Here is a 23,808-nt window from a genome sequence, read left to right on the forward strand (position 1 = left end):
AACTAGCTATGAGATTAACGGCAGACGAACTCACCATCATTCGCCACTACCTACAGGACAAACCTGTCGTACGGGCCTATGTGTTTGGTTCTTATGCCCGTAATGAAGCTAATGATTTGAGCGATCTTGACCTACTGGTAGAACTCGATTACAGTCAGCCGATTGGTTTACAATTTGTAGGGATGAAACTTGATCTCGAAGATCACTTACACAAACCTGTGGACTTAGTTTCTGCCAATGGTCTGTCGACTCGAATCCGTCCGTTTATCGAGCAAGAGAAAGAACTGATTTATGAAAGGTCGGTTCGCTAATAAACAACGTATTGGTCATGCTATTGATGCCATAGAAGAAATCGAGCTTGCTGACTTCTTCGAAAACTCTATGATGCAGTTTGCCTGTATCAAGCAGCTTGAAATTATTGGCGAAGCTTGCAACCACGTTGATAAGCAGACAATGATCGAAAATCCTGAAATTGAATGGCGGAAGGTCATTGGACTAAGGAACCTGCTCATTCACGAATATTTCGGTGTAGATAAAGCGTTGATTTGGGATATTATCCATTATAATCTACCTACACTTAAGAATCAGTTGAGTTTGCTAATAACTACTGAGTGAACTCTTGTTTTACAACCCGCAAGCACATCCGAACCTTGCGGGTTTTTCATTTGTTGAGCCGAATAAATCCCAACCTGCATGGACTGTCAGTACCTGCCGCTCGAATCAACCGGTCAGTTTTCCCCGCTTTTCCTCGATTACTTAGCTCAGAAAGATAGTCTTCGTTCCTTCTACAGTCAATTTCCTGATTTAGCCGCTTTTGAGGAGCAGATCCAGAATCGCTCGTTTGACCCGAAAAAGCGTAAGGTGCTGGTCGATGCGCTGAATAGACAGTATCAGTCCATTGACCACAAACCAGATTTTTCGGTCCTGCTCGATACCAACACGTTTGCCGTCACAACGGGACATCAGCTGAATATCTTTACCGGGCCACTGTACATCATTTACAAGTTGGTCACCACGATCAAACTGGCTCGGAAACTGAAAGAAACGTACCCGAATTATAATTTCGTACCGGTGTACTGGATGGCGACGGAAGACCATGACTTTGCTGAGATCAACCATTTTTCGCTGTTCGGGCGTACGCACACCTGGCAAACAGAACAACGGGGCGCGGTTGGGCGCATGAATCCGCAGGAACTTAAGTCTCTCTTCGTTCAGATTCCCGAAAAACTCGTCCTGTTTGAAAAAGCATATCTGAGCCACGAAACCCTGGCCGATGCCGTTCGCTATTACATCAATGAGTTGTTCGGGGCAGAGGGCCTTATCTGCTTGGATGCCGACGACGCGGAGCTGAAGCGTGTTTTTGCCCCCATCATGCGCGATGAATTGCTCATCCAGAAGTCCGGGGAACTGGTTCAGCAACGGACTGAGCAACTCGAAGAGCTGGGCTACAAAACTGTTATTGCTCCCCGCGACATCAACCTGTTCTACCTGGACGATCAGCTTCGCGAACGGCTCGAACGGCGCGACGACGGTACGTATCGGGTGCTGCATAAATCGCTTCAGTTTACCGAAGCCGAGCTACTAGCTCAGCTCGACGAGCATCCTGAACGGTTTAGCCCTAACGTTGTCCTCCGTCCACTGTATCAGGAAACGATTCTGCCGAACCTGGCCTACATTGGTGGTCCCTCGGAGGTGCCGTACTGGCTTCAGCTCAAAGGGGTTTTTGATCACTATGAAACGCCATTTCCGTTGCTGATGCCCCGTAACTTTGCCCTATACGTACCAGCGGTCAGCGCGCGTCGAATACTCCGGCTGGGCCTCACGCCTGAAGAACTGTTTCAGGACGATATTACGCTTAAACGGGCCTACGTCGAGCACCACACGCGGCACATTCTTAAGTTTGATAACGAGAACAAGACGATCAACAAAGCGCTTGACGCTATGTTGAGCAAGGCTATGATGGTTGACCCGACGCTCGAAAAAGCTGTTTTAGCCGAAACCAAGCGCTTTGCCAACGCCGTTGCCCGGCTGGAGAAGAAGATGCGCCGGGCTGAGGAACGGAATCAGGAAACCGGCGTCCGACAACTGATGGCCGTGAAAAATGAGCTGTTCCCAAACGGTACTCCGCAGGAACGTAGCGAGAACTACCTGACGTTCTATCTAAATGATAAGGAGTTCCTGAATAAGTTACTGGCTACGTTCAACCCGCTCGACTACCGGATGCAGATTTGTCTGGAATCCTAGCATGTTGAAAGCAGATCTGCGTAAACACTATCTCGCCGAACGACGGGCTTTATCGGCCGATGAAGTCAATCAGCGCAGTCAGCAGATTGCAACCAGGTTGCTGGCTCAGCTTAGTTCGTTGGTCGCGGATCGGCGGTTAGTACTGCATACGTTTCTGCCCATTCAGCGGCATAACGAGGTCGATACCTGGTCTATTATTCACCAGATTTGGGACCGGTACCCACAGATTCAGATTGCTGTACCGGTTACGGACATGGCGCAGTTGTGTATGCGGCACTACGTCATTACGCCTGAAACGCCCTTTTTCGCCAATAGCCTGGGAATTCCCGAGCCTCCTGCCGATGGGCTGGAACTCCAACCAGACGAACTTTCGATCGTGCTGGTTCCACTACTTGTATTCGATGGGCAGGGGGACCGAGTTGGCTATGGTGGCGGTTTTTACGATCGCTTTCTGGCCCAGTGCGAGCCCCATTGCCTGAAAATTGGCCTGTCTCTGTTCGCGCCGATTGAGCAAATCGACGATGTGGTTGAGACTGACATTCGGCTAAATAGCTGCGTCACGCCGGATAGATATTGGGTGTTCGGTTCCTGACCTATTTCTTTCCCAACTTTATCTGGTTAAAATGGCTGTCCGTCAAACTTTTGCCGTACTTTTGCGGTCAATTTTCTATTAATCGTCAAATAAATTATGAAAATCGCAGTCGTGGGGGCTACCGGCCTAGTCGGTGGCGAAATCCTGAAAGTATTGGAAGAACGCAACTTCCCCGTGTCCGAACTTATTCCTGTTGCTTCCGAGCGCTCGGTTGGTAAGCAGGTGCTGTTCAAGGGTAAACCGCACACGGTCGTTAGCTTTGAGGATGCCATTGCTACCAAACCCGCCGTTGCGATTTTCTCGGCTGGCGGCAGTACGTCCCTGGCCATTGCCCCTAAGTTTGCCGAAGCCGGTATTACGGTAGTCGATAACTCGTCAGCTTGGCGCATGGATCCAACCAAAAAACTGGTCGTTCCTGAAATCAATGCCGACACCCTGACACCGGAGGACAAAATCATCGCTAATCCGAACTGCTCGACCATTCAGATGGTGGTAGCACTGAAACCGCTGCACGACCGGTACAAAATCAAACGGGTTGTTGTTTCAACCTATCAATCGGTGACGGGTACGGGAAAAGCGGCTGTTGATCAACTATTCGCGGAGCGCGAAGGGAAAGCGGATGTGCCGAAAGTGTATCCTCACCCGATCGATCTCAACGTGCTTCCACACATTGACGTTTTCCTCGATAACGGCTATACGAAAGAGGAGATGAAAATGGTCAATGAGACCAAGAAAATTATGGGTGACGATTCTATCCAGGTGACAGCCACGACGGTACGTATCCCAACGATTGGCGGTCACTCGGAGGCAGTAAACGTTGAATTTGAGAACGAATTTGATCTGAGCGAGCTGGTTAACCTGCTGAGCACGGCCGAAGGTGTTATCGTTCAGGACAACCCTAAACAGTTCGAATATCCAATGCCGCTGACAGCGCATGGCAAAGACGAAGTATTCGTTGGTCGTATCCGGCGCGACGAGAGTCAGTCCAAAACGGTGAATATGTGGATTGTAGCTGATAACCTGCGTAAAGGTGCCGCCACAAACGCCGTTCAGATCGCTGAATACCTGATGAGGCATGAACTGGTTGATGTAACGCCCGCCGTTGCTTAATCACATCATACAATAGCCCGCCTGATTCAGATTGGGCGGGCCTAAAAAAAGCCATCGCTACAAACGATGGCTTTTTTTAGGCGAATGGGTTAGCCACTTAAGCGGCAACCTTCTCATTCAAAATGGGCTGCGTCATTTCCATATCAGGCTTCGACTGGTCGGCCAGCGTAACCCGTCCGCGCTCTTTCCGGACAATTCGTGAGTACAGAGAAATTTCCTGATCGAACAGAAAGCGGAAAAATAACCGAACGTAAGACGTGTGGAATTTCAGCGTATCGTAGTACTCCGGCGCCGATTTCTTTATCTGCGGCAGTTTATTCCAGGGGATCGACGGAAAGTCGTGGTGCTCATTGTGGAAACCAACGTTCAGGTTTACACCATTCAGTTGGCCGTAGTAGCTGTACGTTTCCTGATTTGGGTCCAGCGTCAAGTAATGCTCCTGAATCCAGCGGGCACCCAGCGGGTGGAATCCAACCGAGAAGAACAGGCAAAGCAGCATAAAGATCAGCGCTTTCCAACCGAAGAACACAACTACCAGTACGTCGAACGTAAGCTGCACCACAATGTTAGCAATAACCCATTTGTCGAACACGGCCAGTTCACGACACCGGAACGTACGGATGACCTGAAAAATCGGAAATAGCAGGAGCCACAGGGCTTTGCCGATCGCGTAGTTGTTAATCAGTTTCGCTTCGTACCAGTCGGGCAGATCGGCGTCCAGTTCGTGTACTCCCTGAAAGGCGTGGTGTTTGATATGAAAATTCTTGAACGATAATGCCGTTGGAAATACCGTTGGCAGGTTAGCAAAAATAGCGGCCCAGGCGTTGGCAGCCGGCTTGCGGAAAATCAGGTTGTGAGCCGCTTCGTGGATGCAAACGAAAAGCGTATGCGCCGGGAATGCCCCAATAAACCAGGCAGCTGCTACAACAAGCCACCACGATTGGTCACGTAGCAGATAGGCCATGCCGGTCATCATCGCTACACAGCCCAGAATTACCCAGAATGTTGTCGGGTTCTTCTGCCCAATAAGCTTTTTGATTTCAGGGTGTGATTTTAGTATTTGTCGAGTCCGAATACGGTGCGGTTCAGAAGCCGTCGAGTGGACAAAATTATTAAATGAGGCCATAGCGGGTGTCGCCAGTAGTAAGCTGAGTTAACAATTCAGTAAATATACTTATTCTGAGAGTCAATGAATACTATTTCTTGTCAAATTCGTCATTTAACGGCTTTTTAACTGTCCTAAGGAAATTTCGAAGTAGACTACTTTAATCTCAGAAAGAATATACATCAGTAGCTACAGATTTCCGGTTAGACCAGTTACAACGTACGATCCGTCCCATCCCGAAACTTTTCGGAACAGCTTTAGTAAAACAACGTAATACCTTACTTTTTAAAGCCTTTGAGGTGATTGATTACTCTACAGCAATAGGACACCTACGCCATCTGATTCAGAATTGATTAACCCGGTCTTCTATACTGCACCCCTTCGTCTGTACTAGAAAGCTGAATAACGAGGTTGTTAGTTGATTGATTTGTCCACTTGATTTTCTGCTGACTGTCCGGCTTGGAATACCGCTTCGGGCGTTCGATAAGCTAACGCCTGGTGGTAGCGTTTCTGGTTGTAAAACGTAAAGAAGTCGCTTAATCCCCTTTCCAACTGCCAACCATCTTGATAGGCATATAGGTAAAGATGTTCGTACTTTACCGTTCGCCATAAACGCTCCACAAAAATATTGTCTAAAGCTCGTCCTTTACCATCCATCGAGATGCGAATATCAGCCGCTTTCAGCGTGGCCGTGAATGCTTCAGAAGTGAATTAACTTCCCTGATCGGTATTGAAAATGACCGGAGCCGGATACGTAGCCAGTGTCTTTTTGAGTAGTCCATTACACCATTCGGCATCCATTGTATTCGACACCGACCAGTCCAACACGTAGCGGCTAAACAAGTCGATGATCGCCATCAAGTACATATAACCTTCGGCCATCGGTACATAGGTGATATCGCAGGGCCGCCTGTGCGGTGGCCCAGACCTGATGAACCCGGACAATGCTCAACTGCCGCAACAAATACGGGTAAATTGTATGGCCTTCAGCAGGTTGAGACGTGTTCGGGCGCGGATAAATGGCTTCCAGACCCATCATCTGCATTAGCCGTAACACCCGTTTATGATTGACCACATGCCCTTTATCGCGCAGAAAAAGAGTCATTTTACGGTACCCATACTGCGGGGTTAGTAAGTGCTGTTCATCCAGCAAACGCATCAGTAACAGTTCATCGGCTGAGGCCGGACAAGGCTGATAATAGTAGGACGAGCGGGGTAGCGAAAGCCACTGGCACTGTTGTCGGATGCTGGCCGGGTGAGCCGGATCGACTAAGGCACGACGTTGGATAAGGCTCATGGAGTCAACCGCTCAGGCGGCCCTGTTTTTTTTAAGAAAACTGAGTTCCATTTGCAGCCTTCCGATCTGCTCATAGAGGGGAGCCGGATCCGTCTCGGCAGTCGTTGCCAGATGAGTTGTCCTGTCAAAGACTTGGCTAGCCTGCTCCATGAAGAGCTTCTTCCAGTCGGCAATCTGGTTGGGGTGAAGTTCATACCGCTTACTGATAGCGGCTAACGTGTCTTTCTCTTTGAGGACCTCAAGGACGACTTTCAACTTGAAGTCTGCGGTGAACTTGCGTTTACTCTTGCCTTTCATACGGGGCCAAATTTAGGCCCGTCATCCAACTTTGGTACTGGTCCAGTTTTTAGGGTTCACTATATTCCCCGGTGGAGCTTCAGCTTTGCAGCGGTTTGTTGACCAAATCCAACAGCCGTTATCCAGTGCCGCGAGCGGAACGGTCTTCGTCGAATTTGTGGTCAATGCAGATGGGTCGGTTAGCGATTTGGTCGTTTTGAAGGGCCTGGGCCTGGAAGCCGATCAGGAAGCTGTTCGTATCGTATCAAGTATGCCTAACTGGGTTCCGGGTACCGTGAACGGAAAACCGGTATCGGTCAAATTTGTCTTACCGATAAGCTTTGACGCTACATAGCCGGAAAACAGATCACCGATTACATTTATCTCTATCTTGTTGTCAGATTACGTTTTTATCTCACATCCAACATGCTGTCTTATGATTAGTAAATCCGTTTACGCTGCTCTAGTTATGGCCGGCCTTCTGGCTTCATCCTGTCGGACCCCCGATCTGGTTCTTAAGCAACCGATACAGCCTACTGAACTTTTTGCCCGAATTGATGATGGAAAAATCATCGGCAGTCTGGAAGGTGAACAACTACGCAGTTTTGCCAGAAAACTGGCCTTAAAACGTACTGACCCATCCGACAGAGAACAACTCTCCAAAGCTAAGTTAGTCGACTCGCATCTGGAGTTAAGCGGAAAGTTTGTTTACCTGATTGTCAGTTTCAAGGATGAACAGACAGGCGGCAATACCAAAGTTGCTACCAGTCTGGAATCTCAATCAAATTCGACCTATTCTGTTTCTCTATAGATTGTAATAGAATATCATCTACCACTAAATAGGCTACTTCTACAAGTAGATCTTTTTATTATTTGTAAAAAAAAGAAAGACGGAGCCAAGTGGCTCCGCCTTTACTGACCATGTTGATTCAACAAAAACGCTTAATAAAGTGAATGATGGGTATATTCATTAATAGCCAATGGGAAACGAATAGCCTACCGATAAAGCGACTCCCCGGTTACGAACGTTGACGTTCACGATGGGCACCTGAATCTGCCGGGTAAAGCCGTGTGTATAACGTCCTTCAACAAAAATCTTCCCAGCTCCTGCATCCATCGACAGCCCCAGGCCGCCAACAGCACCAACGTCCCAGCGAGTCATCGCACCGCCATAAGGCACCTCCATATCAAAAGGTTTTGTCGACAGAAAACCCGTTCCCCGCGTCCGGATGCGACCGTCCAGGGCATAGCCTACGGATGGCCCGGCTATGAAGTAAGGCTGCACAGGTCCATCAGCAAGGTTTACTTTGATCAGCAGCGGAACTTCCAGATTCTGCGACTGGTAGGCAATCTTCCCGCCGACGGTGATAGGTACGTTGAAGAGATTAAATGTGCCACCCTCGCGAACCATAACTCCTTTTTGTACGTAAGCAACTTCAGGCCGGAACGATACACGTTCGCTCAGCGGAATATCGAGAAAGACAGCACCGGTTGGTCCTACCGACGGCCGGAGTGCCGATGTCATCCCATCGATGAAATCAGGTTTCGAGGCAAACCCCCAGTTAGCCCCGCCCCGAACCCCGACCTGAACCTGGGCCAGCGATGTTTGTGCGGAAAAAAGACCAAGAGCAAAAGCGCCAGCAAGCAAAAAACGTTTCATAAGTAAGACGGCCGTTAAGCCCGGTAAATAGTCAGCGTAAAGTAGATTGAGTAAAACGTGGGCAATAGGCGCTGCTGGTGTTTTGTGAAATCTGACGGTTTGACAACATGTTTGTTCAAAGGATTAATGCATCAATAAAAAAGTTTGTAAGCTGTTATGAATGAGCACTTAGATAGGCTCTCCAACCAGATTGAGCCATTACGTCAGCAACTGACGACCCATCCATTGTATACCTCGGTTAATACACTGGATGATCTGCGCATCTTCATGGAATCGCACGTATGGGCCGTTTGGGACTTTATGTCGCTGTTGAAAGAACTTCAGCGCAACCTGACCTGCGTCGACGTACCCTGGCGCCCCGTTGGTAACCCGGAAACCCGTTACCTGATCAACGAAATTGTGGCGGGCGAGGAAAGCGACGTCGATCCGGAAGGACGGCGGATGAGTCATTTTGAACTGTATCGCCAGGCCATGCAGGAAGCCGGCGCCAGTACCGATCAGATCGATGAACTCATCGATCGGTTGATACAGGGTAGCCCGGTGCAGGATGCGCTGATCAAATCAACTCTGCCGGAAGGAAGCCGTCGGTTCGTTAGTTACACCTTCGATCTGATTGGGAAAGGTCAACTCCATGACGTAGCCGCCGTTTTTACGTTTGGGCGGGAAGACCTGATTCCAGATATGTTTATCGCACTGGTTCGTCAGTTACGCGATCAGTCACCCGAACAGCTGCGTCTTTTTACGTATTACCTCGAGCGGCACATTGAAGTAGATGGCGATCATCATTCCCACCTGGCGAAAGCCATGACGGCCGAACTCTGCGGTCAGGATAGTCAGAAATGGGAATCAGCCACGTTAGCCGTCGAAGCAGCGTTGCAGGCCCGTATTGCGCTGTGGGACAGTGTTTACGCGCAGATTCAGCAGCAGACGGCATTAGCTTAGTCACTTATCCGTATTTTCCCACGCCCGAACTTGCAAAGCGCCGGTTCGGGCGTTTTCTTTGTAGGCCCTCAATTGTATTTTTACCAGAAAACATTGCAACAGTTTTTTGGCTTTATTAGCCAGTGCGATTCCTGTAAACCCATGAAATACGTTAAGCCGACCAAATTCAGCTACTTACCCGCTTTCCTGATGCCGCTGGATATTCTCGGACTTTTCGAGCGCGACCCTTTTGGCAACTGGCTGCTGCTTCGGCGCCTATTAATTGGTATCGTCGGTTCACTGACTTATGCGCGCTACACGGTTGTGAACCGGATCGAGATTGAAGGAACGGAAAATCTGGAGAATCTGCCGATCAACAATGTCCTTTTCCTATCAAATCACCAGACGTATTTCGCCGACGTTATTGCCTTCTTCCAGATTTTCTGCGCCGTAAAATGGGGGTTCAAGAATACAATGGTTCCACCCGTTTATTTATTAGGGCCGCGCGCCCGGCAGTATTACGTTGCCGCAGCCGAAACTATGAATAACGGTTTGGTTCCCCGCATTTTATCCGCAGCGGGTGCCTTAACCATCGAACGTTCCTGGCGAGCCGAAGGACGCGAGGTGCAGCGGGCGGTTGATACGTCGGCCAACGATAAAATTGCCAAAGCGCTGGCCCACGGCTGGGTCGTTAGCTTCCCCCAGGGAACAACCAGCCCGTATGCGCCTATTCGGAAGGGAACAGGCCACTTGCTCAAGAACAATAACCCGATTGTTGTTCCGGTTGTGATCAACGGCTTCCGGCGCGCATTTGATAAAAAGGGCCTGCGATTTAAAAAGCGAAACACCCTGTTGAGCGTCCGGTTTAAAGAACCACTACAATTCAGCCCCGACGAGACCGTCGACGAGCTGGTGGCCAAGGTACGCCATGCCATTGAACAGGACGTCCCGGTCTGGCACAAGGAAGATCAATAAAAAAATGAAGGCCAGACGTAACATACGTCTAGCCCCGTGGTATTTGTATGATCCCGTCTGGGTTACATTACCCAGCGGAAGAAAATATAAAGCGTAAACGACAGCAGAATCGACACAGGTAAGGTCAGGACCCAGGCTAGTGCGATGTTACGTACGGTTCCAGCCTGTAGGTTTTTAATCCCTTTGCTGGCGACCATACTACCGGCAATCCCCGACGACAGTACGTGGGTTGTACTCACGGGCAGTTTCAGACCCGAAGCAATACCGATCATACTCGCGGCTACCAATTCGGCCGAGGCTCCCTGCGCGTAGGTCAGGTGCTGCTTACCAATCTTCTCCCCGACCGTTACGACAATCCGGCGCCAGCCGATCATAGTGCCGAGCCCTAGTGATAAAGCAATCATCAGAATTACCCAGAATGGAGCGTAGTCTGTAAACCGGCGCAGGCCACTTTCTTCGCTCAGGCTGTGTTTCAGGGTTGCGATCTGACTGGCACTCAGATTGGCTCCTTCATCCTCTATAATTTTGTTCATGTTGCTGTTAATCAACAGCAGGTCCCGGCGAACGTCCAGTCGCTTTTCGTTAGGAATCTGGCCACTGGCCGTCGATCCATCAATCATCGTTTTCAGCTCCGCCAGTTCATTAATGGTTTTGGTCAGACGAGCCCGGTTAACGGGAGCCAGCTGATTCGAATCCAGCACGGCAGTGGTTTGCTGAATAGCCTGAATGTTGGGCAGCAGCAAAGCGGGGTCCATATCTGGTTTCACCGCAAACTGGAATGGGACGATACCGATCAGAATAAGCATGATGAGCCCCACCCCTTTCTGACCGTCGTTGCTGCCGTGGAAAAAGCTTACCAGCGAGCAGGTAGCAATCAGAACCCCGCGAATCCAGGAAGGTGGCTCGGTATTTTTCTTGGGTTCTTTAAACAGTGAATCTTTCACATCGTCCGGAACTGACCGACGTAACACGAACATTAGAATAATGGCCATACTAAAACCCAGCAGGGGTGATAGCAGCAGGGCTTCGCCCGTTTCGATGGCCTTTTCCCAGTTTACGGCTGAGTTACCTTGGCTGTCAGGCAACGTAGAGAAGGCGAGCCCAACGCCCAGAATAGAGCCGATCAACGTGTGCGAACTGGAACTGGGCAGCCCAAAATACCAGGTTCCCAGGTTCCAGATGATGGAGCTAAGCAAGAGCGCCAGCACCATAGCCACGCTATGATAAACATTTTGATCGACTAACAATTCGACCGGTAGCAGATTGACGATACCCATCGCCACCCCGATACCACCCAGCAGCACACCCGCAAAGTTGCAGATACCCGACCAGACAACGGCAACCGTTGGTTTTAAAGAGTTGGTATAAATTACAGTGGCAACTGCGTTGGCCGTATCGTGGAAACCATTAACAAATTCAAACGCACAGGCGGCAAAGAGGCTGATAAAGAGGAGGATAAAAACATCCGTTTCTAATCCGAACATGAGTTGTTTTCGCTTCGTAAGGAGGCCGGCGGCAAGTCCGCAAGCCGGTGAGTGTCACAAAAGTACGGCAAACCCGGCAGAGGGATATTATCAAATTGTTAAGCCAACACGAAAAAGGGGTAACGAATTTAACACGTTACCCCTTTTGAAAGTTATAGGCTGCTACTTTTTACCAGCTAGTTGTCCGCAGGCGGCATCAATATCCTTACCCCGGCTACGGCGTACATTCACGTTTACGCCTTTACTATCAAGAAAATCGGCGAACCGATCCAGCGTTTTTGGATCGGTGTTCTTAAAGTTTGCCTCTGCAATAGGATTGTATTCAATGATATTGATCTTGGCCGGTACTTTTTTCGTGAACGTCCAGAGCTCCTGAGCGTCCTGCAGCGTATCGTTGAAGTTATAGAAAACGATGTATTCAAACGTAACGCGGGTGCCGGTCTTCTTGTAGAAATAATTTAACGCATCACCCAGCGCATCCAGCGTGTTGCTCTCGTTGATGGGCATAATCTGATTGCGTTTCTGGTCGTTGGCCGCGTGCAGCGACAAGGCCAGATTGAATTTCACGGCATCATCACCCAGTTGACGGATCATCTTGGCAATACCCGCCGTTGACACGGTAATACGCTTCGGCGACATGCCAAGCCCATCGGGCGACGTGATCCGATCAACGGACTCAAGTACGTTCTTATAATTCAGCAACGGCTCCCCCATCCCCATATACACAATGTTGGACAAGGGTGCGTCGTAGTTCGTCCGGGCCTGCCGGTCGATGGCAACTACCTGATCGTATATTTCGGCAGCGTCCAGATTGCGTTTCCGGTCCATGTAGCCCGTCGCACAGAATTTACAGGTCAGTGAGCAACCAACCTGACTCGATACGCAGGCCGTCATTCTGTCGTTATCCGCGTTCCGCAGCGCCGGAATCAGCACCCCTTCAACCAGGTTTCCGTCAAACAGTCGAAAGGAAGATTTGATCGTACCATCGTTGCTGTGCTGCTGCTGATCGACAGTGAGCGGTCTAATCTCAAAGTGCGTACTAAGGAGTTCCCGTGTTGGTAGCGACAGATTCGTCATCTGTTCGAACGACAGGGCCGATTTTTTCCAGAGCCACTCGTGTACCTGTTTGGCCCGAAACCCCTGTTCTCCGTGCTGGCCCATCCAGTCTTTCAGCTGGGGGGCGGTTAGCTTCCGTATGTCCTGTTTCATTAATCTCAAGAGTGAAAGAACGTAAGGGCTCAGCCAAGACTGCGTTGCCCTTTCACTCTTTCGTTATGTTTTCCTGTTTCCACTTTTTCCCCGCTTCCAGCCCTTTCGGCATCCACAACACGACTCTGTCCATAACGCTGGGGGCTATCGGTCGGATATACGGGTATAACAAAGCGCCTTCCTTCTGACGATCAGGAATCTGGACGCCCATATAGCTGAACAACCAAAGAATAACACTAATTCCAAACAGCCACGTAAAAAGCCCGACGGCCGCTCCAGCTACGCTGTCGAACGTACCCAGGATGGTGTACCGCAGCGACCGACGCAGCGAGAACCCCAGCTGGTTAATCATGAAAACTGTAGGAAAGAAAATAACCGAGAACCCCAGCCACGGCAGCAATCGCCTGGCCATCTCCCGGCTGATGTAAGGGCTCAGCAGATCAATACCAAACGACAGGAATTTGAATCCCACGATCATGGCCGCCACAAACGCAATAACCCCAATGATCTCAATAAGGAGACCTTTGCGATAGCCATTAAACGCTCCCCAGGCCAGGGGAATAAACATAAGCAGATCGAGAGTAGCCAAAGAGCGAAAGAGTGAATGAGCGAAAGGTGCAGACGCGAATAAAGCTGACGCATCAAATCGCTCTTTCATTCTTTCGCTCTTTATTTACAGTAGTTGCTTCACCATGGCGGAGATGGCTTTGCCATCGGCCTGGCCAGCGAGTTCTTTCGTGGCAACGCCCATTACTTTACCCATGTCGGATGGAACCGAAGCGCCAACGCGGCTGATGATTGCCTGAAGTTTTTCCTTCAATTCCTCTTCCGTCAGTTGTTTAGGCAGATATTGTTCAATGACCGCAATCTCGGACTCTTCGGTAGCCAGCAGGTCTTCGCGGTTCTGCTGACGGTAAATATCGGCCGAGTCTTTCCGTTGTTTAACGGCTTTCGTCAGGATGCGGGTTTCGTCTTCGGGCTTCAGTTCACCCGTTGCGCCTTCTTTGGTTTCTTCGAGCAGGATCATGGATTTAACTGCACGCAGTGCCCGTAGTTTTCCCTGATCTTTGGCCAGCATAGCCTGCTTTATATCGGCGTCGATTTGTTGTTTAAGTGTCATATTTTAATGAGCGAAAGAGTGAATGAGCGATTGAGTGAATAAATAGCATGAACCTTCATTCCGTTGGCAAAGTTACGAAGTCAAACAACGTTATTCGCTTCGCTCCGGCGATTCGCTCATTCACTCTTTCGCTATTCTCATGACACGGTTAAGCGTCAACATCAATAAAATTGCTACCATCCGCAACGCGCGGGGGGGCAATAACCCCAATCTGGTTAAGGTGGCCCTCGACTGCGAGCGTTTTGGTGCACAAGGCATCACGGTTCACCCCCGCCCTGACGAGCGCCACATTCGGTATCAGGACGTACTGGATCTAAAGGACGTTGTAACTACTGAGTTCAACATTGAAGGCAATCCCGACGAGCGGTTTATTGACCTGGTGAAGCGGGTGAAGCCCGATCAGGTGACGCTTGTTCCTGATGCGCCGGACGCGATTACGTCGAATGCAGGCTGGAATACCGTTCGTTACGCAGATCACCTGAAAAAGCTGATCGATACGTTCAAAGAAGACGGAATCCGCGTGTCTATTTTCGTTGACGCGGATGAGCGGATGGTTGAAGGGGCCAAGATGGTCGGCACCGACCGGATCGAACTGTATACAGAACCCTACGCTACCCAATACCCCGACAACCCCGAACAAGCTGTGGCTTTATTTGTGAAAGCTGCGCAAAAAGCGCAGGAACTGGGTCTCGGCCTGAACGCGGGTCATGATCTGAGCCTGGAAAATTTACGGTATTTCGCCCAGGAGGTTCCTGGTCTGCTGGAAGTTTCCATCGGGCATGCCCTAATCAGCGATGCCCTCTATTTCGGACTCGAAAACACAATCCAGATGTACCGGCGTGAGCTGGTGTAGTACAATAAGCTGTCGCGGTACTTTACTGTGCCGACTTTTTCTTCTTTTGGCTGGCGCTCATGTGCCGGATCACCTCCCGTTTGTGAAATGCCAACCGCCAGACCGCCAGTGGAGTTTGCTGCTTTCCGAAGCACACTTCGCAGATCGGGCTTTGGGCAGGTACGGCCTGGTTGTAGATGAATAGCGTATCGTCAATCTGCTGAATGTTAGGGGTCTGTGGCAGCTTCTGTTCTGCATTGTACAGATATGCGTCCAGAATCTGCTGTTCTTTGGGTTGCAGTGCTTTGTTCTTCACATCAGCCGCGCCCAGCAGATTAATATCCAGTTTGTACCGCTCCGCCACGGCCTTCGTTTTTGGCAAGTTTTGTAGCTGGCAGAGCTGAACTCGCTTAGCCGGGTCGGCTGTTTCCTTCAGGGCAGCCGTCAGTTCGTCTTCCATGACGGTACTGATCTTTGCCCCAGCGGTGTTTATCGTTTCGAGCAGATCGGCGTTTGAGATCTTCTTGATCTTCATATCGGACATCTCCTGTTTCAGCTCCGATGTGTACTGAACGCGTTCCGGATTGCAGGCCGTAAGGCCAAGCATCAACAGACCAATCGATAGACTATTTTTGTTCATAGGATAAAAGCTACCCCTGGTAGCAGCCAAATTTGCGAATTACTACCAAAACCCCGCTTGCCGGGTAAGCAGTTCGCTACCGGACACGCAAAAATTTGAGGAAGCAGTAGCCCTCGCAATTGGGTGTAATCAGTAATGTATCCTGCCGGAACGCAATGGGCTGCCGGAAAAAAATATTGGCCTGGTTGGTATTGATGTATAGTCGCAGCGATAGGCTGTCGGGATAGGTTGCATCAATACTAAAATGGCGGATAGGATAGTAATATGACATCTCTGAACCGCTGGCGCTCAGTGTCCCATCCGTATTGAAGGTAAGCGTTTGTAGTGGCGTAGCCGGGTAGCGCCGGGTCACATAGAACGACGTATCGCGCCGGAGCGTCGTTGTGTCGTTTATGACGTATGAGATAATCGAGTCTTTCGGGAAACGACGTTCGATCAACCGCCACGAACCCGCAATACGCGCATCAGCCGCGCCCGTTGAAAACGACATACTGGGATCTTTACAGTAAGTCAGCCCCATGATTAGCCCCAGCAGAACGGCAACGCGTAAAAAAATCAGCATGTTAACAGGAGAATGAAAAACAGAACCACGGCCGGGCAACCCGCTGATGGGCAGTTACCGGGCCATGGTTCAGCCACTGCACTCCTAACGAGTGTGTATTCGGTCAGCGTCTATGCCTAGACAAATTCCGTACCTTTTTCTTTGGCATCCGCCACAAACGCTTTGACTTTCTGCTCATCTTCTTTCCGGCAGATCATCAGTACGTTATCGTATTCAGCAACGATAAAACCATCCAGGCCATTGATAGCAACCAGGCGTTCTTTCGGCGTTTTAATGATGCAGTTCTTGGTATCGTACAACAGTACGTGGCCATCCACAACGTTGTATTCTTCGTTCTTATCCGATACCTCGTACAGTGATTTCCAGGTACCCAGGTCCGACCAGCCCAGATCGCACAGAATTACGAACACGTTCGAGGCTTTTTCCATAACGCCGTTGTCGATGGAAATGCTGCCTGTCATCGAATAAGCCTTCTCAATGAACGCTTCTTCACCGTCGGTGTAATATACGGACTTACCTTCTTCAAAAATCTCGGCAATCTCAGGGAGGCAGTTCTCAAACGATTTGATGATACTCTGTACGTTCCAGATGAATATACCGGCATTCCAGACAAACTCTCCACTATCGACAAACTGCCGTGCCAGTTCGAGGTGGGGCTTCTCGGTGAATGTTTTCACCTTTTTGATGTCATCACCCGACTCAGGAATGTACTGAATATAGCCATAGCCTGTGTCTGGACGCGTTGGCTGAATGCCCAGGGTCACCAGAATATCATTGCCCTCAACCGCATCAAGTCCTTTCCGAACGGTCCGCTTAAAGTCGTCTTCTTTCAGAATGATATGATCGGCAGGCGCCACAATGATGTTTGCATTGGGATCACGCTGCGCGATTTTGTAGCAGGCATACGCGATACAGGGCGCTGTATTTCGGGCAATTGGCTCGCAAAGTACCTGGTCGTCGCTTAGTTGCGGAAGCTGTTTCTGGCAAAGATCTTTGTAGAGCGAGCTGGTAACAATAAACAGGTTTTCGGGTGGACAGATGCCGTCGAAACGATCAGCGGTTTGTTGCAGAAGCGTGCGGCCGGTACCGAGTACGTCGTGAAACTGTTTTGGATAACTGGTCCGGCTAAATGGCCAGAACCGGGTTCCAATGCCACCGGCCATAATAATGACGTATGTGTGATTCATTGATAATGAACAATAAACTAGGGATTAGCTTCCCCAAAGTTGCCCCTATCTTACCCAAAAATTTCAGAAAAGTTTATTTACTGACAGGTTTCTTAGGGAGCGATTGTACTAAGCTACATCATCAGCCCTTACTAATCAAGCAACAGACTACTGATTAACAGAAAGTTTACTCAAAAATCCCCCCCAACAGCCCGCAGCAACGCTACCGCATACTGCGCTTCCTGGCTACGCAGTTGAGCGGTCTGTTGTTCGGCGGTCAGGATCGTGCGCTGCGCATCGAGGACTTCCAGATACGTAGCTAGTCCCCGTATGTACAGTTCCCGGTTGTATTGTTCGGTCCGGCGGGCCAGGGCCAGCGTTTGCGCCTGTAAGTCGATCTGCTCGCGCAGTAACGTCAGGTTATCCAGGGCAGTTTCGGCATCCCGTTGGGCCAGTTGCAGGGCCTGGTCATAAGTTTGCTGATTAGTCTGCGCCAACTGACGGGAAAGAGCGATGTTCTGTTTAGCCCGGTGTCCTTCATAGATCGGGACCGACGCGTTAATTCCCAGCAGATACGTAGCGCTGCTTGGCGTAAACCAGGGCCCGATCCGTCCCGATAGGATTCCGCCCGACCCTACCAGCGTGACCCGTGGCTGGGTACTGGCCTGCTGCAGCACGACTTGTGCAGCAGCCACCTGATTCTGGCGATTGTATTGCAACAGGTCTGGCCGGCGCTGGAGCTGCTCAACCTGGACCGTAGCGTATGGATACGATGGTACACTCGCAGGCAACACTCCAACCGGAACCGTAAAGTCGGCCGGATTGCGCGCGCACAGCTGAGCGAGGCCATTAACCAGTTCAAGCCGGGCGCGCTGTAAACCTTTCAGCGTTACCTGTAAACCGGCGTAATCTGTTTCGGCGCGCTGTACGTCGATCTGGTTGATGAGACCCACCCGGAACCGTTCGCGCAGGATAGACAGGGTTGTGTCGCGCGACTGAATGTTACGCAGAAAAACGGCCTGTTCGGTGTCGTTCCCGCGGATGAGCAGATACGTTCGGGCAATGTCTGACGCCAGGGTTAGCCGGAACGACTGATAATCGGCATCACTGGCCTGGGCCTGTAGGTTGGCCACGTTGATGCTGCTTCGAATCCGCTTGAAGAGATCCAGCTCGTAGCTTACATCGATAGGCAGCAGTTGAAATGTATTTAACTGAAAACGCGGCAGTCGATCGCTCGCTGTCGGGACTGCCACGGGGCGCTGCTCCGACAAACTCTGTGTAGTAATCAGGGCCGAGCTGCGTAAGGAAGGTGACAGATACGACTGAGCTACCCGCACCCGAATCCGGGCTTCCTCCAGTCGGCTTAACGCTGTCTTCAGATTAGGACTGTTGGCCAGTCCCTGCTGAATATATTCTTCGAGAATAGGGTCATTGAACCGCCGGAAACCACTAATTGTCAGGGCAGGTGCCGGCTCATTTGGATTTGGGGCCGCCGATGATGTTGAAACCGGACCCGTAGTCGGCGTAGGCGTTGCCGGTTTAACTGTACCGGGAGCAGGATCGAGCGTAACGGCTCCGCCCGGTGCATTCAGGGGTGTTGTCTGCGCCGTTGCCAGATTTACCAGCATACCGACCACAAACAGACTTGTAACTAGTTTCTTCATTAGCGAACTAATCTTGCATTATTTTTTCGACGGCCATAACGGCGTCTTTATTGATAGGCCCGTACAGGTGTGGAAAGTACTCGGCGTTCGTCGCAGGTTCGTATTTCAGTTCGGCCGTCAGCCTGTCGGGCGCGATCTGTAACAGCAGTAGATCCTGTCGTCCCTTGTAATACCGCTCAAGTACGCCGGCAACCTGTTCCTTTTCGGACAGATGAATAAACCCTTCTACTAGAAAACTGGCCGCCGTGTACACAGGCTGGTTTTCGGAGGCAGCCCAGTCATTGACAGGCACAACATGGTAAATGAATTTCATACAATAAGCTCGCTGTTGTTCTCTTCCTGTTGCAAGCTGAACAAGCAGTAAAATTACATCCGTATTAGTACCCGGTTACTGAAACTGTTTCGGGTATAATTGCATGGTTTAGCGCTAAAACCAAACAATATTTTATGTTTCTCAAGAATGGTTGTTGTTCCCCTTCGCAATATACCCAGATTTAGCGCATATGTGATTGCATTATTCGGGCAATAAATAGCCTTATCATCGATAGTTTTTATCTGATATTACTCTGCCTTAGCCAGTACCAGCAGATAAGTCACGAAACGTTTACGTCCGATTCATTGTAGTTTTGTTAGTTAAACAATCAACGTAGATAGCCATGAAGGCAGAAATGAATACCGATAAGGGCACTATGCTCATCGAATTTTTCGAGAAAGATGCCCCTAAAGCAGTAAACAATTTTATTACGCTGGCCAAAAAAGGGTTTTACGATGGCGTTACGTTCCACCGCGTTATCCCGAACTTCATGATTCAGGGTGGTGATCCTACCGGCACTGGTGCTGGTGGCCCCGGCTATACCATCGATTGTGAACTGACCGGCGATAACCAGTACCACGACCGGGGTGTCCTGTCGATGGCGCACCGGGGACGGAACACGGGTGGCTCGCAGTTCTTCATCTGCCACAACCGGCAGAATACCCAGCACCTCGACCGCAACCATACCGTTTTTGGTAAAGTGATTGAAGGTCTGGACGTTATTGATGAGATCCGTCAGGGCGACAAAATCAACAGCATCAAGGTGCTGGAAGACGAAACAGCCGCTTAAGGCAAACGTTCTGTAAAAGAAAACCGGCCCGGTATGCAGATGATGCTATCGGGCCGGTTTTGTATGTACATCCGTTACGCAAAGGAGGGCGTCTTTTTCGAAGCCAGTCCGGTTATAGCCAAGCCAATAGCGACAACAGCACCCACACCCGCTACGCCCTGCACCAATGGATAGTCGCCCTGTTTGGCAGCAATAGCGGCATAGGCCCAGGCGAACACCAGAATATAGGCAATACTACGATACCGGTTAAAGATCACAGCGCCAACAACCAGGCCAACAATCAGAACAGCCACGGCCCAGGTTGCCTCACTCAGCCCCATCGTACTGAACTGGGTAGCTTTCAGATACACGGCTACGTTCAGGATCGTGGCTACCGTCAGCCAGCCGAAGTAGATTGAAAAAGGAATTCGGGCCAGCCAGGTCTGTGCCGGACCGGCGGGCGATTCGGGCAGGGTAGCATCTAAATCTGGGGCGACGATAGGTACCCGTGCCTGGGCGAGTAAGCGCTGTTCGATAATCATCAGCGTAAACAGCATAACCAGGATCACCACCAAAGCCAGGCCAATCCACTCCTGATTGAAGATAGGACTCCAGATTGCGTTGCAAAAAGCGTTAATAACAACCAGCCATCCAACCGCCCGAAACCGGGGATTTGTTCGCTGCGATGGTAGCGCCTGGTAGATGGCGAAGGCCAGCACACCCAAAAAAATAAGCCCCCAGATGGAAAAGGCGTAGCCCGCCGGGGTAATCAGCGTTTCGTATTTGGCGGAGATATCGGCGTTCGTCTTTCCTCCAAATACGCCTGTGTTAGATAGCGCATTCATCACGATCATCGAGACGACGCTGAACACCACCATAACTTGTCGAAGTTTATCAGTACCCATATAAAAGTGCGTGGCCATTGATTGATGTGTTGTTCAACCAATGGCCACGCACTTATGTTTGTCGACTTCTCGCCCGCTGTTTTACAGCTCCAGAATCTTGATCTCGGTCCGGCGGTTACGCTGGTGTTCTTCTTCGGTTTTGGCGTTTTTCACCACCAGACGGGTTTCGCCATAGCCTTTAGCCACCAGCCGATCGGCCGCAATACCCTGCGCCACAATGTAATCTACCGCCGATTTCGCCCGGTTTTGGGAGAGCTTCATATTGTAAGCATCCGTATCACGGGCATCGGTGTGCGAACTTAGCTCCAGTTTCAGCGTCGGGTTGTCTTTCAGAATCGTTACGATCTTGTCCAGCTCCGGCGCGGCATCCGAACGAATGTTGTACTTGTTCAAATCGTAATAGATATTCTCCAGTACGAAGGTTTTGTTCAGTTCTGAGCGATCAAGCAGCAGCGCTACGTTGAACGTCGTATCGGTCTGCGGTTTGGTCAGGAAAATCTGCGGAATGCTTTTACCCTGCATCGTAAACGGCTCGCGATGGGTCAGATAGCCCCGGCGCTCAGCCAAAATGGTGTAGTCTTTCCCTTCCTGTATCGGGTATTTTCCGAACGTACCGGGCTGCCCTGTCACGACCTCGGCAATAGGTTGACCAGTGGCGTCGTCGATAATCCGTACTCGGGCCGAGTCGAGCGGATTACTGGGATTATCGTTACTGCCGACGGTTCCAGCCAGGAAGTAACGTACTGTTTTGGGCGCGCCTTCTTTTGGCGGGTTCTGGGCAATCGTGGTTGAATCGTCACCCGAACCTTCCTGGAAGAAGTAAATATCATCGTCGCCCTTGCCACCAGCGCGGTTCGAGGCTAAGTACCCTTTATCATCGTCGGTGTAGATCAGACCAAAATCGTCAGATGCCGAGTTAATTGGCTGTCCCATGTTTTCCACCCGCGTAACACCACCCGAGCGGGTAGCCACGAAAATGTCGAGCTTACCCAGGCCCGGATGACCGTCGGACGAAAAGTACAGCTTGGCATCGGGACCAACGTAAGGAAACATTTCGTTACCCGGCGTATTGATGTCGCGACCCATATTCACGGGGCGGCTAAAACGGCCCGATGCGTCGATACTTGTCCGGTACAGGTCGGTTCCGCCCGCGCCACCGGCCCGGTTCGAGGCAAAATACAACGTCTTTCCATCACCCGAGAAAGCGGGAGAGCCGTCCCAGGCCGTTGAATCGCTGATGGGTAATCGCAACGGCTGACTCCAATTGTTGTCCGCCCCCAGCCGGCTGATGAATAAGTCAACGTCCAGTCCACCTTTACGTTTTCCGTTGTTGCCCCGCGCCAGAATCATGGTTTTTCCGTCTTTCGAGAACGCTGGCGTTCCTTCGTTGACATCGTTCTGGAATACGTTCGTGCTGAACAGTTCCGGCGCATTGCCCGTCTCGTCGGGTTGCTGACCGAGTTTAGTTTTATAGAGGCCCAGCATCGGCAGGCCATTGTTTTTGTACGTTACGTCCTTACGCGACGCCGTAAAAATCAACTCATTCCCCCGCACCACCGGCGCGAATTCCGTGCCCGGTGAGTTGAGATTACCCATGTTTTTAAGGTTGATGGGCGTTTTCTTCTGGGCAATGATATTGATCGCCTTTAGTGTCTCGATTTCGCTTTTGGCTTTATCGAGCGTGTTTTTGGGCGTCGTCTTCGGTGCGTTGGCTACGTACTGCTGAAGCTGGTCGAGTGCCCCCCCATAATTACCCTGCGACTTTAGGGCGTAAGCGTAGTTTAGCCGAACATCGGGTTCGGTTGAGTTGGCCTCCACCGCTTTCTGATAAAACGGGACCGCATCACCAAACCGGTTCGATAGACGGTAGGACTCGGCCAGGTAATAATTCAGCCGGGCGGGATCAATGGTTCCTTTCTCAGCTTTCTGAAACTGACTGATAGCCAGATTATATTCGCCAGCGTCGTAATGCCGAACGCCTTTCTTGTAGGCCTGCATGGCTGAGTTGCAACCGGCCATGCCAAAAGCCATACCCAACGCCACCAGCCAGGTAGCCGACGTATTGATGTTCATAAAGTTAACGGAGCAAAAACCGATACAGCCGCCAAGATAGAAAAGGAATCCGGGCGGCTACTACAAATAACGATTATGATTTGGTTTTATTGAGAAATAACCAGCTCCGGAGGGGCCTTCCGAGAGTCTTTTTTCGACCGTATAGCTGGCTTTTCCTGCTTTCGAAAACCTGACTGCTGCTACCTGGTTATTAGAGTACTCAACTAATCGACAAAACCATGATTACACCCATTGACCTTCAAGCCGATAATGTAATCGGCTGCCATATTGAGGGAACCGTTACAGCAGCAGAACTTCAATCGCTTTACGACCAGTTAACGCCCCGCCTGGAACAACACGACAAAATGCGCGTCTATGCTGAATACATCGAAATTGATGGCATTGAGTGGGAAGCGCTCTGGAAAGATTTAAAGTTTGACCTGGCTCATCTGACCGATTTTGAAAAAGCGGCCGTCGTCACCGACAAAGCCTGGGTTGGATTGTCGGCCAGGCTAGCTAACATTGTCCCAGGCCTGGACGTCAAGTTTTTCAAATTTTCCGAGCAGGAACAAGCCCGGCAGTGGGTAAAGAATTGATATACTAGTGAGGTGCCCCAGCTTCTAATAAAACCGGGGCACCTCACGATTAAGCGTCGGTTGGCTCGGCCGTAAAGCCGGCCTTATTAACCGCCTGCTGAACCAGGTCACCAATCCGATTATCGGTAGTTTGGACTGTCAGTAGATAATCCGGGTTTTCAGTATCGATGTTCCAGCCATCGACCTGTTCAATATTGTTCAGCCCCAGCGTTACTGCCGCTACATCATCACTGGTTTTAATATTGGTTTTAAAGTTGAGTGTCTCCATTAGTTGTAGGGGTTTCTTTGTCTAACTCAAAAAACCAGCAGCCTTCCC

At 50.4% G+C, this 23,808-nt stretch carries 30 protein-coding genes; 12 read left to right on the top strand and 18 right to left on the bottom strand.

Going from position 1 to position 23,808, the window contains the following annotated elements; genetic code table 11:
* Positions 1–8 precede the first annotated feature (8 nt).
* The 5 genes from HU175_RS02210 to HU175_RS02230 all read left to right on the top strand — a co-directional run bounded on the left by HU175_RS02210 (position 9) and on the right by HU175_RS02230 (position 3,946).
* Positions 9–311 carry a nucleotidyltransferase family protein gene (locus HU175_RS02210; RefSeq protein ID WP_176565032.1) on the top strand — a complete coding sequence of 101 codons (303 nt, stop codon included), beginning with the start codon at positions 9–11 and terminating at the stop codon, positions 309–311.
* Positions 292–615: a DUF86 domain-containing protein gene (locus HU175_RS02215; protein WP_176565033.1), complete on the top strand. Its 324-nt coding sequence runs from the start codon at positions 292–294 to the stop codon at positions 613–615. Before HU175_RS02210 ends, HU175_RS02215 begins: the two co-directional genes overlap by 20 nt.
* Before the next feature lie 78 nt (positions 616–693).
* Positions 694–2,244 carry a bacillithiol biosynthesis cysteine-adding enzyme BshC gene (bshC, locus tag HU175_RS02220; protein WP_176565034.1) on the top strand — a complete coding sequence of 517 codons (1,551 nt, stop codon included), beginning with the start codon at positions 694–696 and terminating at the stop codon, positions 2,242–2,244.
* A 1-nt stretch (position 2,245) separates the two neighbouring features.
* Positions 2,246–2,836 (top strand): 5-formyltetrahydrofolate cyclo-ligase, encoded by a 591-nt coding sequence (locus HU175_RS02225; protein WP_176565035.1) that lies wholly within the window; start codon positions 2,246–2,248, stop codon positions 2,834–2,836.
* Positions 2,837–2,932: 96 nt separating this feature from the next.
* Entirely contained in the window at positions 2,933–3,946 is a 1,014-nt protein-coding gene (locus HU175_RS02230) for an aspartate-semialdehyde dehydrogenase (protein ID WP_176565036.1), read from the top strand.
* A gap of 97 nt (positions 3,947–4,043) precedes the next feature.
* Here HU175_RS02230 and HU175_RS02235 read toward each other — a convergent pair whose 3' ends face one another.
* From HU175_RS02235 to HU175_RS02255, 5 genes are all read right to left on the bottom strand, one after another.
* The gene (locus HU175_RS02235) at positions 4,044–5,072 is read right to left on the bottom strand and encodes a fatty acid desaturase (RefSeq protein WP_176565037.1); all 1,029 of its coding nucleotides are present in this window, start codon (positions 5,070–5,072) and stop codon (positions 4,044–4,046) included.
* 393 nt (positions 5,073–5,465) lie between these two features.
* Complete coding sequence (locus tag HU175_RS02240; RefSeq protein WP_317167806.1) at positions 5,466–5,735, bottom strand: integrase core domain-containing protein; 270 nt, start codon at positions 5,733–5,735, stop codon at positions 5,466–5,468.
* A gap of 27 nt (positions 5,736–5,762) precedes the next feature.
* Positions 5,763–5,933, bottom strand: coding sequence for a DDE-type integrase/transposase/recombinase (locus HU175_RS02245; RefSeq protein ID WP_176565039.1), 171 nt, complete (start codon positions 5,931–5,933; stop codon positions 5,763–5,765).
* Positions 5,887–6,348, bottom strand: a complete 462-nt coding sequence (locus HU175_RS02250) for an IS3 family transposase (protein ID WP_176565040.1) — start codon at positions 6,346–6,348, stop codon at positions 5,887–5,889. Before HU175_RS02250 ends, HU175_RS02245 begins: the two co-directional genes overlap by 47 nt.
* A 12-nt stretch (positions 6,349–6,360) precedes the next feature.
* Positions 6,361–6,645 carry a transposase gene (locus HU175_RS02255; RefSeq protein ID WP_176565041.1) on the bottom strand — a complete coding sequence of 95 codons (285 nt, stop codon included), beginning with the start codon at positions 6,643–6,645 and terminating at the stop codon, positions 6,361–6,363.
* 157 nt (positions 6,646–6,802) lie between these two features.
* On the opposite strand from HU175_RS02255, the gene HU175_RS25070 reads away from it, so the two are divergent.
* A complete protein-coding gene (locus HU175_RS25070; protein WP_410528593.1) occupies positions 6,803–6,979 on the top strand; it encodes an energy transducer TonB in 177 nt (58 codons plus the stop codon).
* 81 nt (positions 6,980–7,060) lie between these two features.
* The gene (locus HU175_RS02265) at positions 7,061–7,435 is read left to right on the top strand and encodes a hypothetical protein (protein WP_176565043.1); all 375 of its coding nucleotides are present in this window, start codon (positions 7,061–7,063) and stop codon (positions 7,433–7,435) included.
* A gap of 159 nt (positions 7,436–7,594) precedes the next feature.
* Here HU175_RS02265 and HU175_RS02270 read toward each other — a convergent pair whose 3' ends face one another.
* Positions 7,595–8,284 carry a porin family protein gene (locus HU175_RS02270; RefSeq protein WP_176565044.1) on the bottom strand — a complete coding sequence of 230 codons (690 nt, stop codon included), beginning with the start codon at positions 8,282–8,284 and terminating at the stop codon, positions 7,595–7,597.
* 156 nt (positions 8,285–8,440) lie between these two features.
* On the opposite strand from HU175_RS02270, the gene HU175_RS02275 reads away from it, so the two are divergent.
* Both HU175_RS02275 and HU175_RS02280 read left to right on the top strand, forming a co-directional pair.
* Complete coding sequence (locus tag HU175_RS02275) at positions 8,441–9,226, top strand: DUF3050 domain-containing protein (RefSeq protein WP_176565045.1); 786 nt, start codon at positions 8,441–8,443, stop codon at positions 9,224–9,226.
* 141 nt (positions 9,227–9,367) lie between these two features.
* Positions 9,368–10,180: a lysophospholipid acyltransferase family protein gene (locus tag HU175_RS02280; protein WP_176565046.1), complete on the top strand. Its 813-nt coding sequence runs from the start codon at positions 9,368–9,370 to the stop codon at positions 10,178–10,180.
* A 62-nt stretch (positions 10,181–10,242) separates the two neighbouring features.
* Here the strand turns inward: HU175_RS02280 and HU175_RS02285 are convergent, their stop codons facing one another.
* The 4 genes from HU175_RS02285 to HU175_RS02300 form a co-directional block, all read right to left on the bottom strand.
* Entirely contained in the window at positions 10,243–11,664 is a 1,422-nt protein-coding gene (locus tag HU175_RS02285; protein WP_176565047.1) for an inorganic phosphate transporter, read from the bottom strand.
* Between the two features lie 162 nt (positions 11,665–11,826).
* On the bottom strand, positions 11,827–12,873 hold the full coding sequence (gene rlmN / locus HU175_RS02290) for a 23S rRNA (adenine(2503)-C(2))-methyltransferase RlmN (RefSeq protein WP_176565048.1): 1,047 nt from the start codon (positions 12,871–12,873) through the stop codon (positions 11,827–11,829).
* A gap of 52 nt (positions 12,874–12,925) precedes the next feature.
* Entirely contained in the window at positions 12,926–13,441 is a 516-nt protein-coding gene (locus tag HU175_RS02295; RefSeq protein ID WP_176565049.1) for a CvpA family protein, read from the bottom strand.
* Positions 13,442–13,546: 105 nt separating this feature from the next.
* Positions 13,547–13,993, bottom strand: a complete 447-nt coding sequence (locus HU175_RS02300) for a GatB/YqeY domain-containing protein (RefSeq protein ID WP_176565050.1) — start codon at positions 13,991–13,993, stop codon at positions 13,547–13,549.
* Between the two features lie 139 nt (positions 13,994–14,132).
* Between HU175_RS02300 and HU175_RS02305 the strand changes: the two genes are divergently transcribed.
* On the top strand, positions 14,133–14,846 hold the full coding sequence (locus HU175_RS02305; RefSeq protein ID WP_176565051.1) for a pyridoxine 5'-phosphate synthase: 714 nt from the start codon (positions 14,133–14,135) through the stop codon (positions 14,844–14,846).
* Between the two features lie 22 nt (positions 14,847–14,868).
* Here the strand turns inward: HU175_RS02305 and HU175_RS02310 are convergent, their stop codons facing one another.
* The 5 genes from HU175_RS02310 to HU175_RS02330 form a co-directional block, all read right to left on the bottom strand.
* Positions 14,869–15,465 carry a hypothetical protein gene (locus HU175_RS02310; protein ID WP_176565052.1) on the bottom strand — a complete coding sequence of 199 codons (597 nt, stop codon included), beginning with the start codon at positions 15,463–15,465 and terminating at the stop codon, positions 14,869–14,871.
* A 76-nt stretch (positions 15,466–15,541) separates the two neighbouring features.
* Complete coding sequence (locus HU175_RS02315) at positions 15,542–16,027, bottom strand: hypothetical protein (RefSeq protein WP_176565053.1); 486 nt, start codon at positions 16,025–16,027, stop codon at positions 15,542–15,544.
* 116 nt (positions 16,028–16,143) lie between these two features.
* Complete coding sequence (locus HU175_RS02320; protein ID WP_176565054.1) at positions 16,144–17,214, bottom strand: mannose-1-phosphate guanylyltransferase; 1,071 nt, start codon at positions 17,212–17,214, stop codon at positions 16,144–16,146.
* Positions 17,215–17,384: 170 nt separating this feature from the next.
* Positions 17,385–18,857 carry an efflux transporter outer membrane subunit gene (locus tag HU175_RS02325; protein ID WP_176565055.1) on the bottom strand — a complete coding sequence of 491 codons (1,473 nt, stop codon included), beginning with the start codon at positions 18,855–18,857 and terminating at the stop codon, positions 17,385–17,387.
* 7 nt (positions 18,858–18,864) lie between these two features.
* Complete coding sequence (locus HU175_RS02330) at positions 18,865–19,170, bottom strand: DUF952 domain-containing protein (protein WP_176565056.1); 306 nt, start codon at positions 19,168–19,170, stop codon at positions 18,865–18,867.
* A gap of 343 nt (positions 19,171–19,513) precedes the next feature.
* On the opposite strand from HU175_RS02330, the gene HU175_RS02335 reads away from it, so the two are divergent.
* Positions 19,514–19,960: a peptidylprolyl isomerase gene (locus tag HU175_RS02335; RefSeq protein WP_228724292.1), complete on the top strand. Its 447-nt coding sequence runs from the start codon at positions 19,514–19,516 to the stop codon at positions 19,958–19,960.
* Positions 19,961–20,034: 74 nt separating this feature from the next.
* On the opposite strand, the gene HU175_RS02340 is transcribed toward HU175_RS02335, so the two are convergent.
* Both HU175_RS02340 and HU175_RS02345 read right to left on the bottom strand, forming a co-directional pair.
* A complete protein-coding gene (locus HU175_RS02340) occupies positions 20,035–20,862 on the bottom strand; it encodes a TspO/MBR family protein (protein ID WP_317167782.1) in 828 nt (275 codons plus the stop codon).
* Positions 20,863–20,925: 63 nt separating this feature from the next.
* Positions 20,926–22,917: an OmpA family protein gene (locus HU175_RS02345; RefSeq protein ID WP_176565057.1), complete on the bottom strand. Its 1,992-nt coding sequence runs from the start codon at positions 22,915–22,917 to the stop codon at positions 20,926–20,928.
* Positions 22,918–23,135: 218 nt separating this feature from the next.
* Between HU175_RS02345 and HU175_RS02350 the strand changes: the two genes are divergently transcribed.
* The gene (locus tag HU175_RS02350) at positions 23,136–23,492 is read left to right on the top strand and encodes an STAS/SEC14 domain-containing protein (RefSeq protein ID WP_176565058.1); all 357 of its coding nucleotides are present in this window, start codon (positions 23,136–23,138) and stop codon (positions 23,490–23,492) included.
* Positions 23,493–23,541: 49 nt separating this feature from the next.
* Here HU175_RS02350 and HU175_RS02355 read toward each other — a convergent pair whose 3' ends face one another.
* Positions 23,542–23,760 (bottom strand): copper chaperone, encoded by a 219-nt coding sequence (locus HU175_RS02355; protein WP_176565059.1) that lies wholly within the window; start codon positions 23,758–23,760, stop codon positions 23,542–23,544.
* Positions 23,761–23,808: the final 48 nt, after the last annotated feature.

Origin of the sequence: Spirosoma sp. KUDC1026, assembly GCF_013375035.1 — a bacterium.
GTDB lineage: Bacteria > Bacteroidota > Bacteroidia > Cytophagales > Spirosomataceae > Spirosoma.

Coding starts and splice junctions, on each gene's coding strand:
- HU175_RS02210 (WP_176565032.1), top strand. CDS start 9: ATGAGATTAACGGCAGACGAACTCACCATCATTCGCCACTACCTACAG.
- HU175_RS02215 (WP_176565033.1), top strand. CDS start 292: ATGAAAGGTCGGTTCGCTAATAAACAACGTATTGGTCATGCTATTGAT.
- bshC (WP_176565034.1), top strand. CDS start 694: ATGGACTGTCAGTACCTGCCGCTCGAATCAACCGGTCAGTTTTCCCCG.
- HU175_RS02225 (WP_176565035.1), top strand. CDS start 2,246: ATGTTGAAAGCAGATCTGCGTAAACACTATCTCGCCGAACGACGGGCT.
- HU175_RS02230 (WP_176565036.1), top strand. CDS start 2,933: ATGAAAATCGCAGTCGTGGGGGCTACCGGCCTAGTCGGTGGCGAAATC.
- HU175_RS02235 (WP_176565037.1), bottom strand. CDS start 5,072: ATGGCCTCATTTAATAATTTTGTCCACTCGACGGCTTCTGAACCGCAC.
- HU175_RS02245 (WP_176565039.1), bottom strand. CDS start 5,933: ATGGCCGAAGGTTATATGTACTTGATGGCGATCATCGACTTGTTTAGC.
- HU175_RS02250 (WP_176565040.1), bottom strand. CDS start 6,348: ATGAGCCTTATCCAACGTCGTGCCTTAGTCGATCCGGCTCACCCGGCC.
- HU175_RS02255 (WP_176565041.1), bottom strand. CDS start 6,645: ATGAAAGGCAAGAGTAAACGCAAGTTCACCGCAGACTTCAAGTTGAAA.
- HU175_RS02265 (WP_176565043.1), top strand. CDS start 7,061: ATGATTAGTAAATCCGTTTACGCTGCTCTAGTTATGGCCGGCCTTCTG.
- HU175_RS02270 (WP_176565044.1), bottom strand. CDS start 8,284: ATGAAACGTTTTTTGCTTGCTGGCGCTTTTGCTCTTGGTCTTTTTTCC.
- HU175_RS02275 (WP_176565045.1), top strand. CDS start 8,441: ATGAATGAGCACTTAGATAGGCTCTCCAACCAGATTGAGCCATTACGT.
- HU175_RS02280 (WP_176565046.1), top strand. CDS start 9,368: ATGAAATACGTTAAGCCGACCAAATTCAGCTACTTACCCGCTTTCCTG.
- HU175_RS02285 (WP_176565047.1), bottom strand. CDS start 11,664: ATGTTCGGATTAGAAACGGATGTTTTTATCCTCCTCTTTATCAGCCTC.
- rlmN (WP_176565048.1), bottom strand. CDS start 12,873: ATGAAACAGGACATACGGAAGCTAACCGCCCCCCAGCTGAAAGACTGG.
- HU175_RS02295 (WP_176565049.1), bottom strand. CDS start 13,441: ATGTTTATTCCCCTGGCCTGGGGAGCGTTTAATGGCTATCGCAAAGGT.
- HU175_RS02300 (WP_176565050.1), bottom strand. CDS start 13,993: ATGACACTTAAACAACAAATCGACGCCGATATAAAGCAGGCTATGCTG.
- HU175_RS02305 (WP_176565051.1), top strand. CDS start 14,133: ATGACACGGTTAAGCGTCAACATCAATAAAATTGCTACCATCCGCAAC.
- HU175_RS02310 (WP_176565052.1), bottom strand. CDS start 15,465: ATGAACAAAAATAGTCTATCGATTGGTCTGTTGATGCTTGGCCTTACG.
- HU175_RS02315 (WP_176565053.1), bottom strand. CDS start 16,027: ATGCTGATTTTTTTACGCGTTGCCGTTCTGCTGGGGCTAATCATGGGG.
- HU175_RS02320 (WP_176565054.1), bottom strand. CDS start 17,214: ATGAATCACACATACGTCATTATTATGGCCGGTGGCATTGGAACCCGG.
- HU175_RS02325 (WP_176565055.1), bottom strand. CDS start 18,857: ATGAAGAAACTAGTTACAAGTCTGTTTGTGGTCGGTATGCTGGTAAAT.
- HU175_RS02330 (WP_176565056.1), bottom strand. CDS start 19,170: ATGAAATTCATTTACCATGTTGTGCCTGTCAATGACTGGGCTGCCTCC.
- HU175_RS02335 (WP_228724292.1), top strand. CDS start 19,514: ATGAAGGCAGAAATGAATACCGATAAGGGCACTATGCTCATCGAATTT.
- HU175_RS02340 (WP_317167782.1), bottom strand. CDS start 20,862: ATGGCCACGCACTTTTATATGGGTACTGATAAACTTCGACAAGTTATG.
- HU175_RS02345 (WP_176565057.1), bottom strand. CDS start 22,917: ATGAACATCAATACGTCGGCTACCTGGCTGGTGGCGTTGGGTATGGCT.
- HU175_RS02350 (WP_176565058.1), top strand. CDS start 23,136: ATGATTACACCCATTGACCTTCAAGCCGATAATGTAATCGGCTGCCAT.
- HU175_RS02355 (WP_176565059.1), bottom strand. CDS start 23,760: ATGGAGACACTCAACTTTAAAACCAATATTAAAACCAGTGATGATGTA.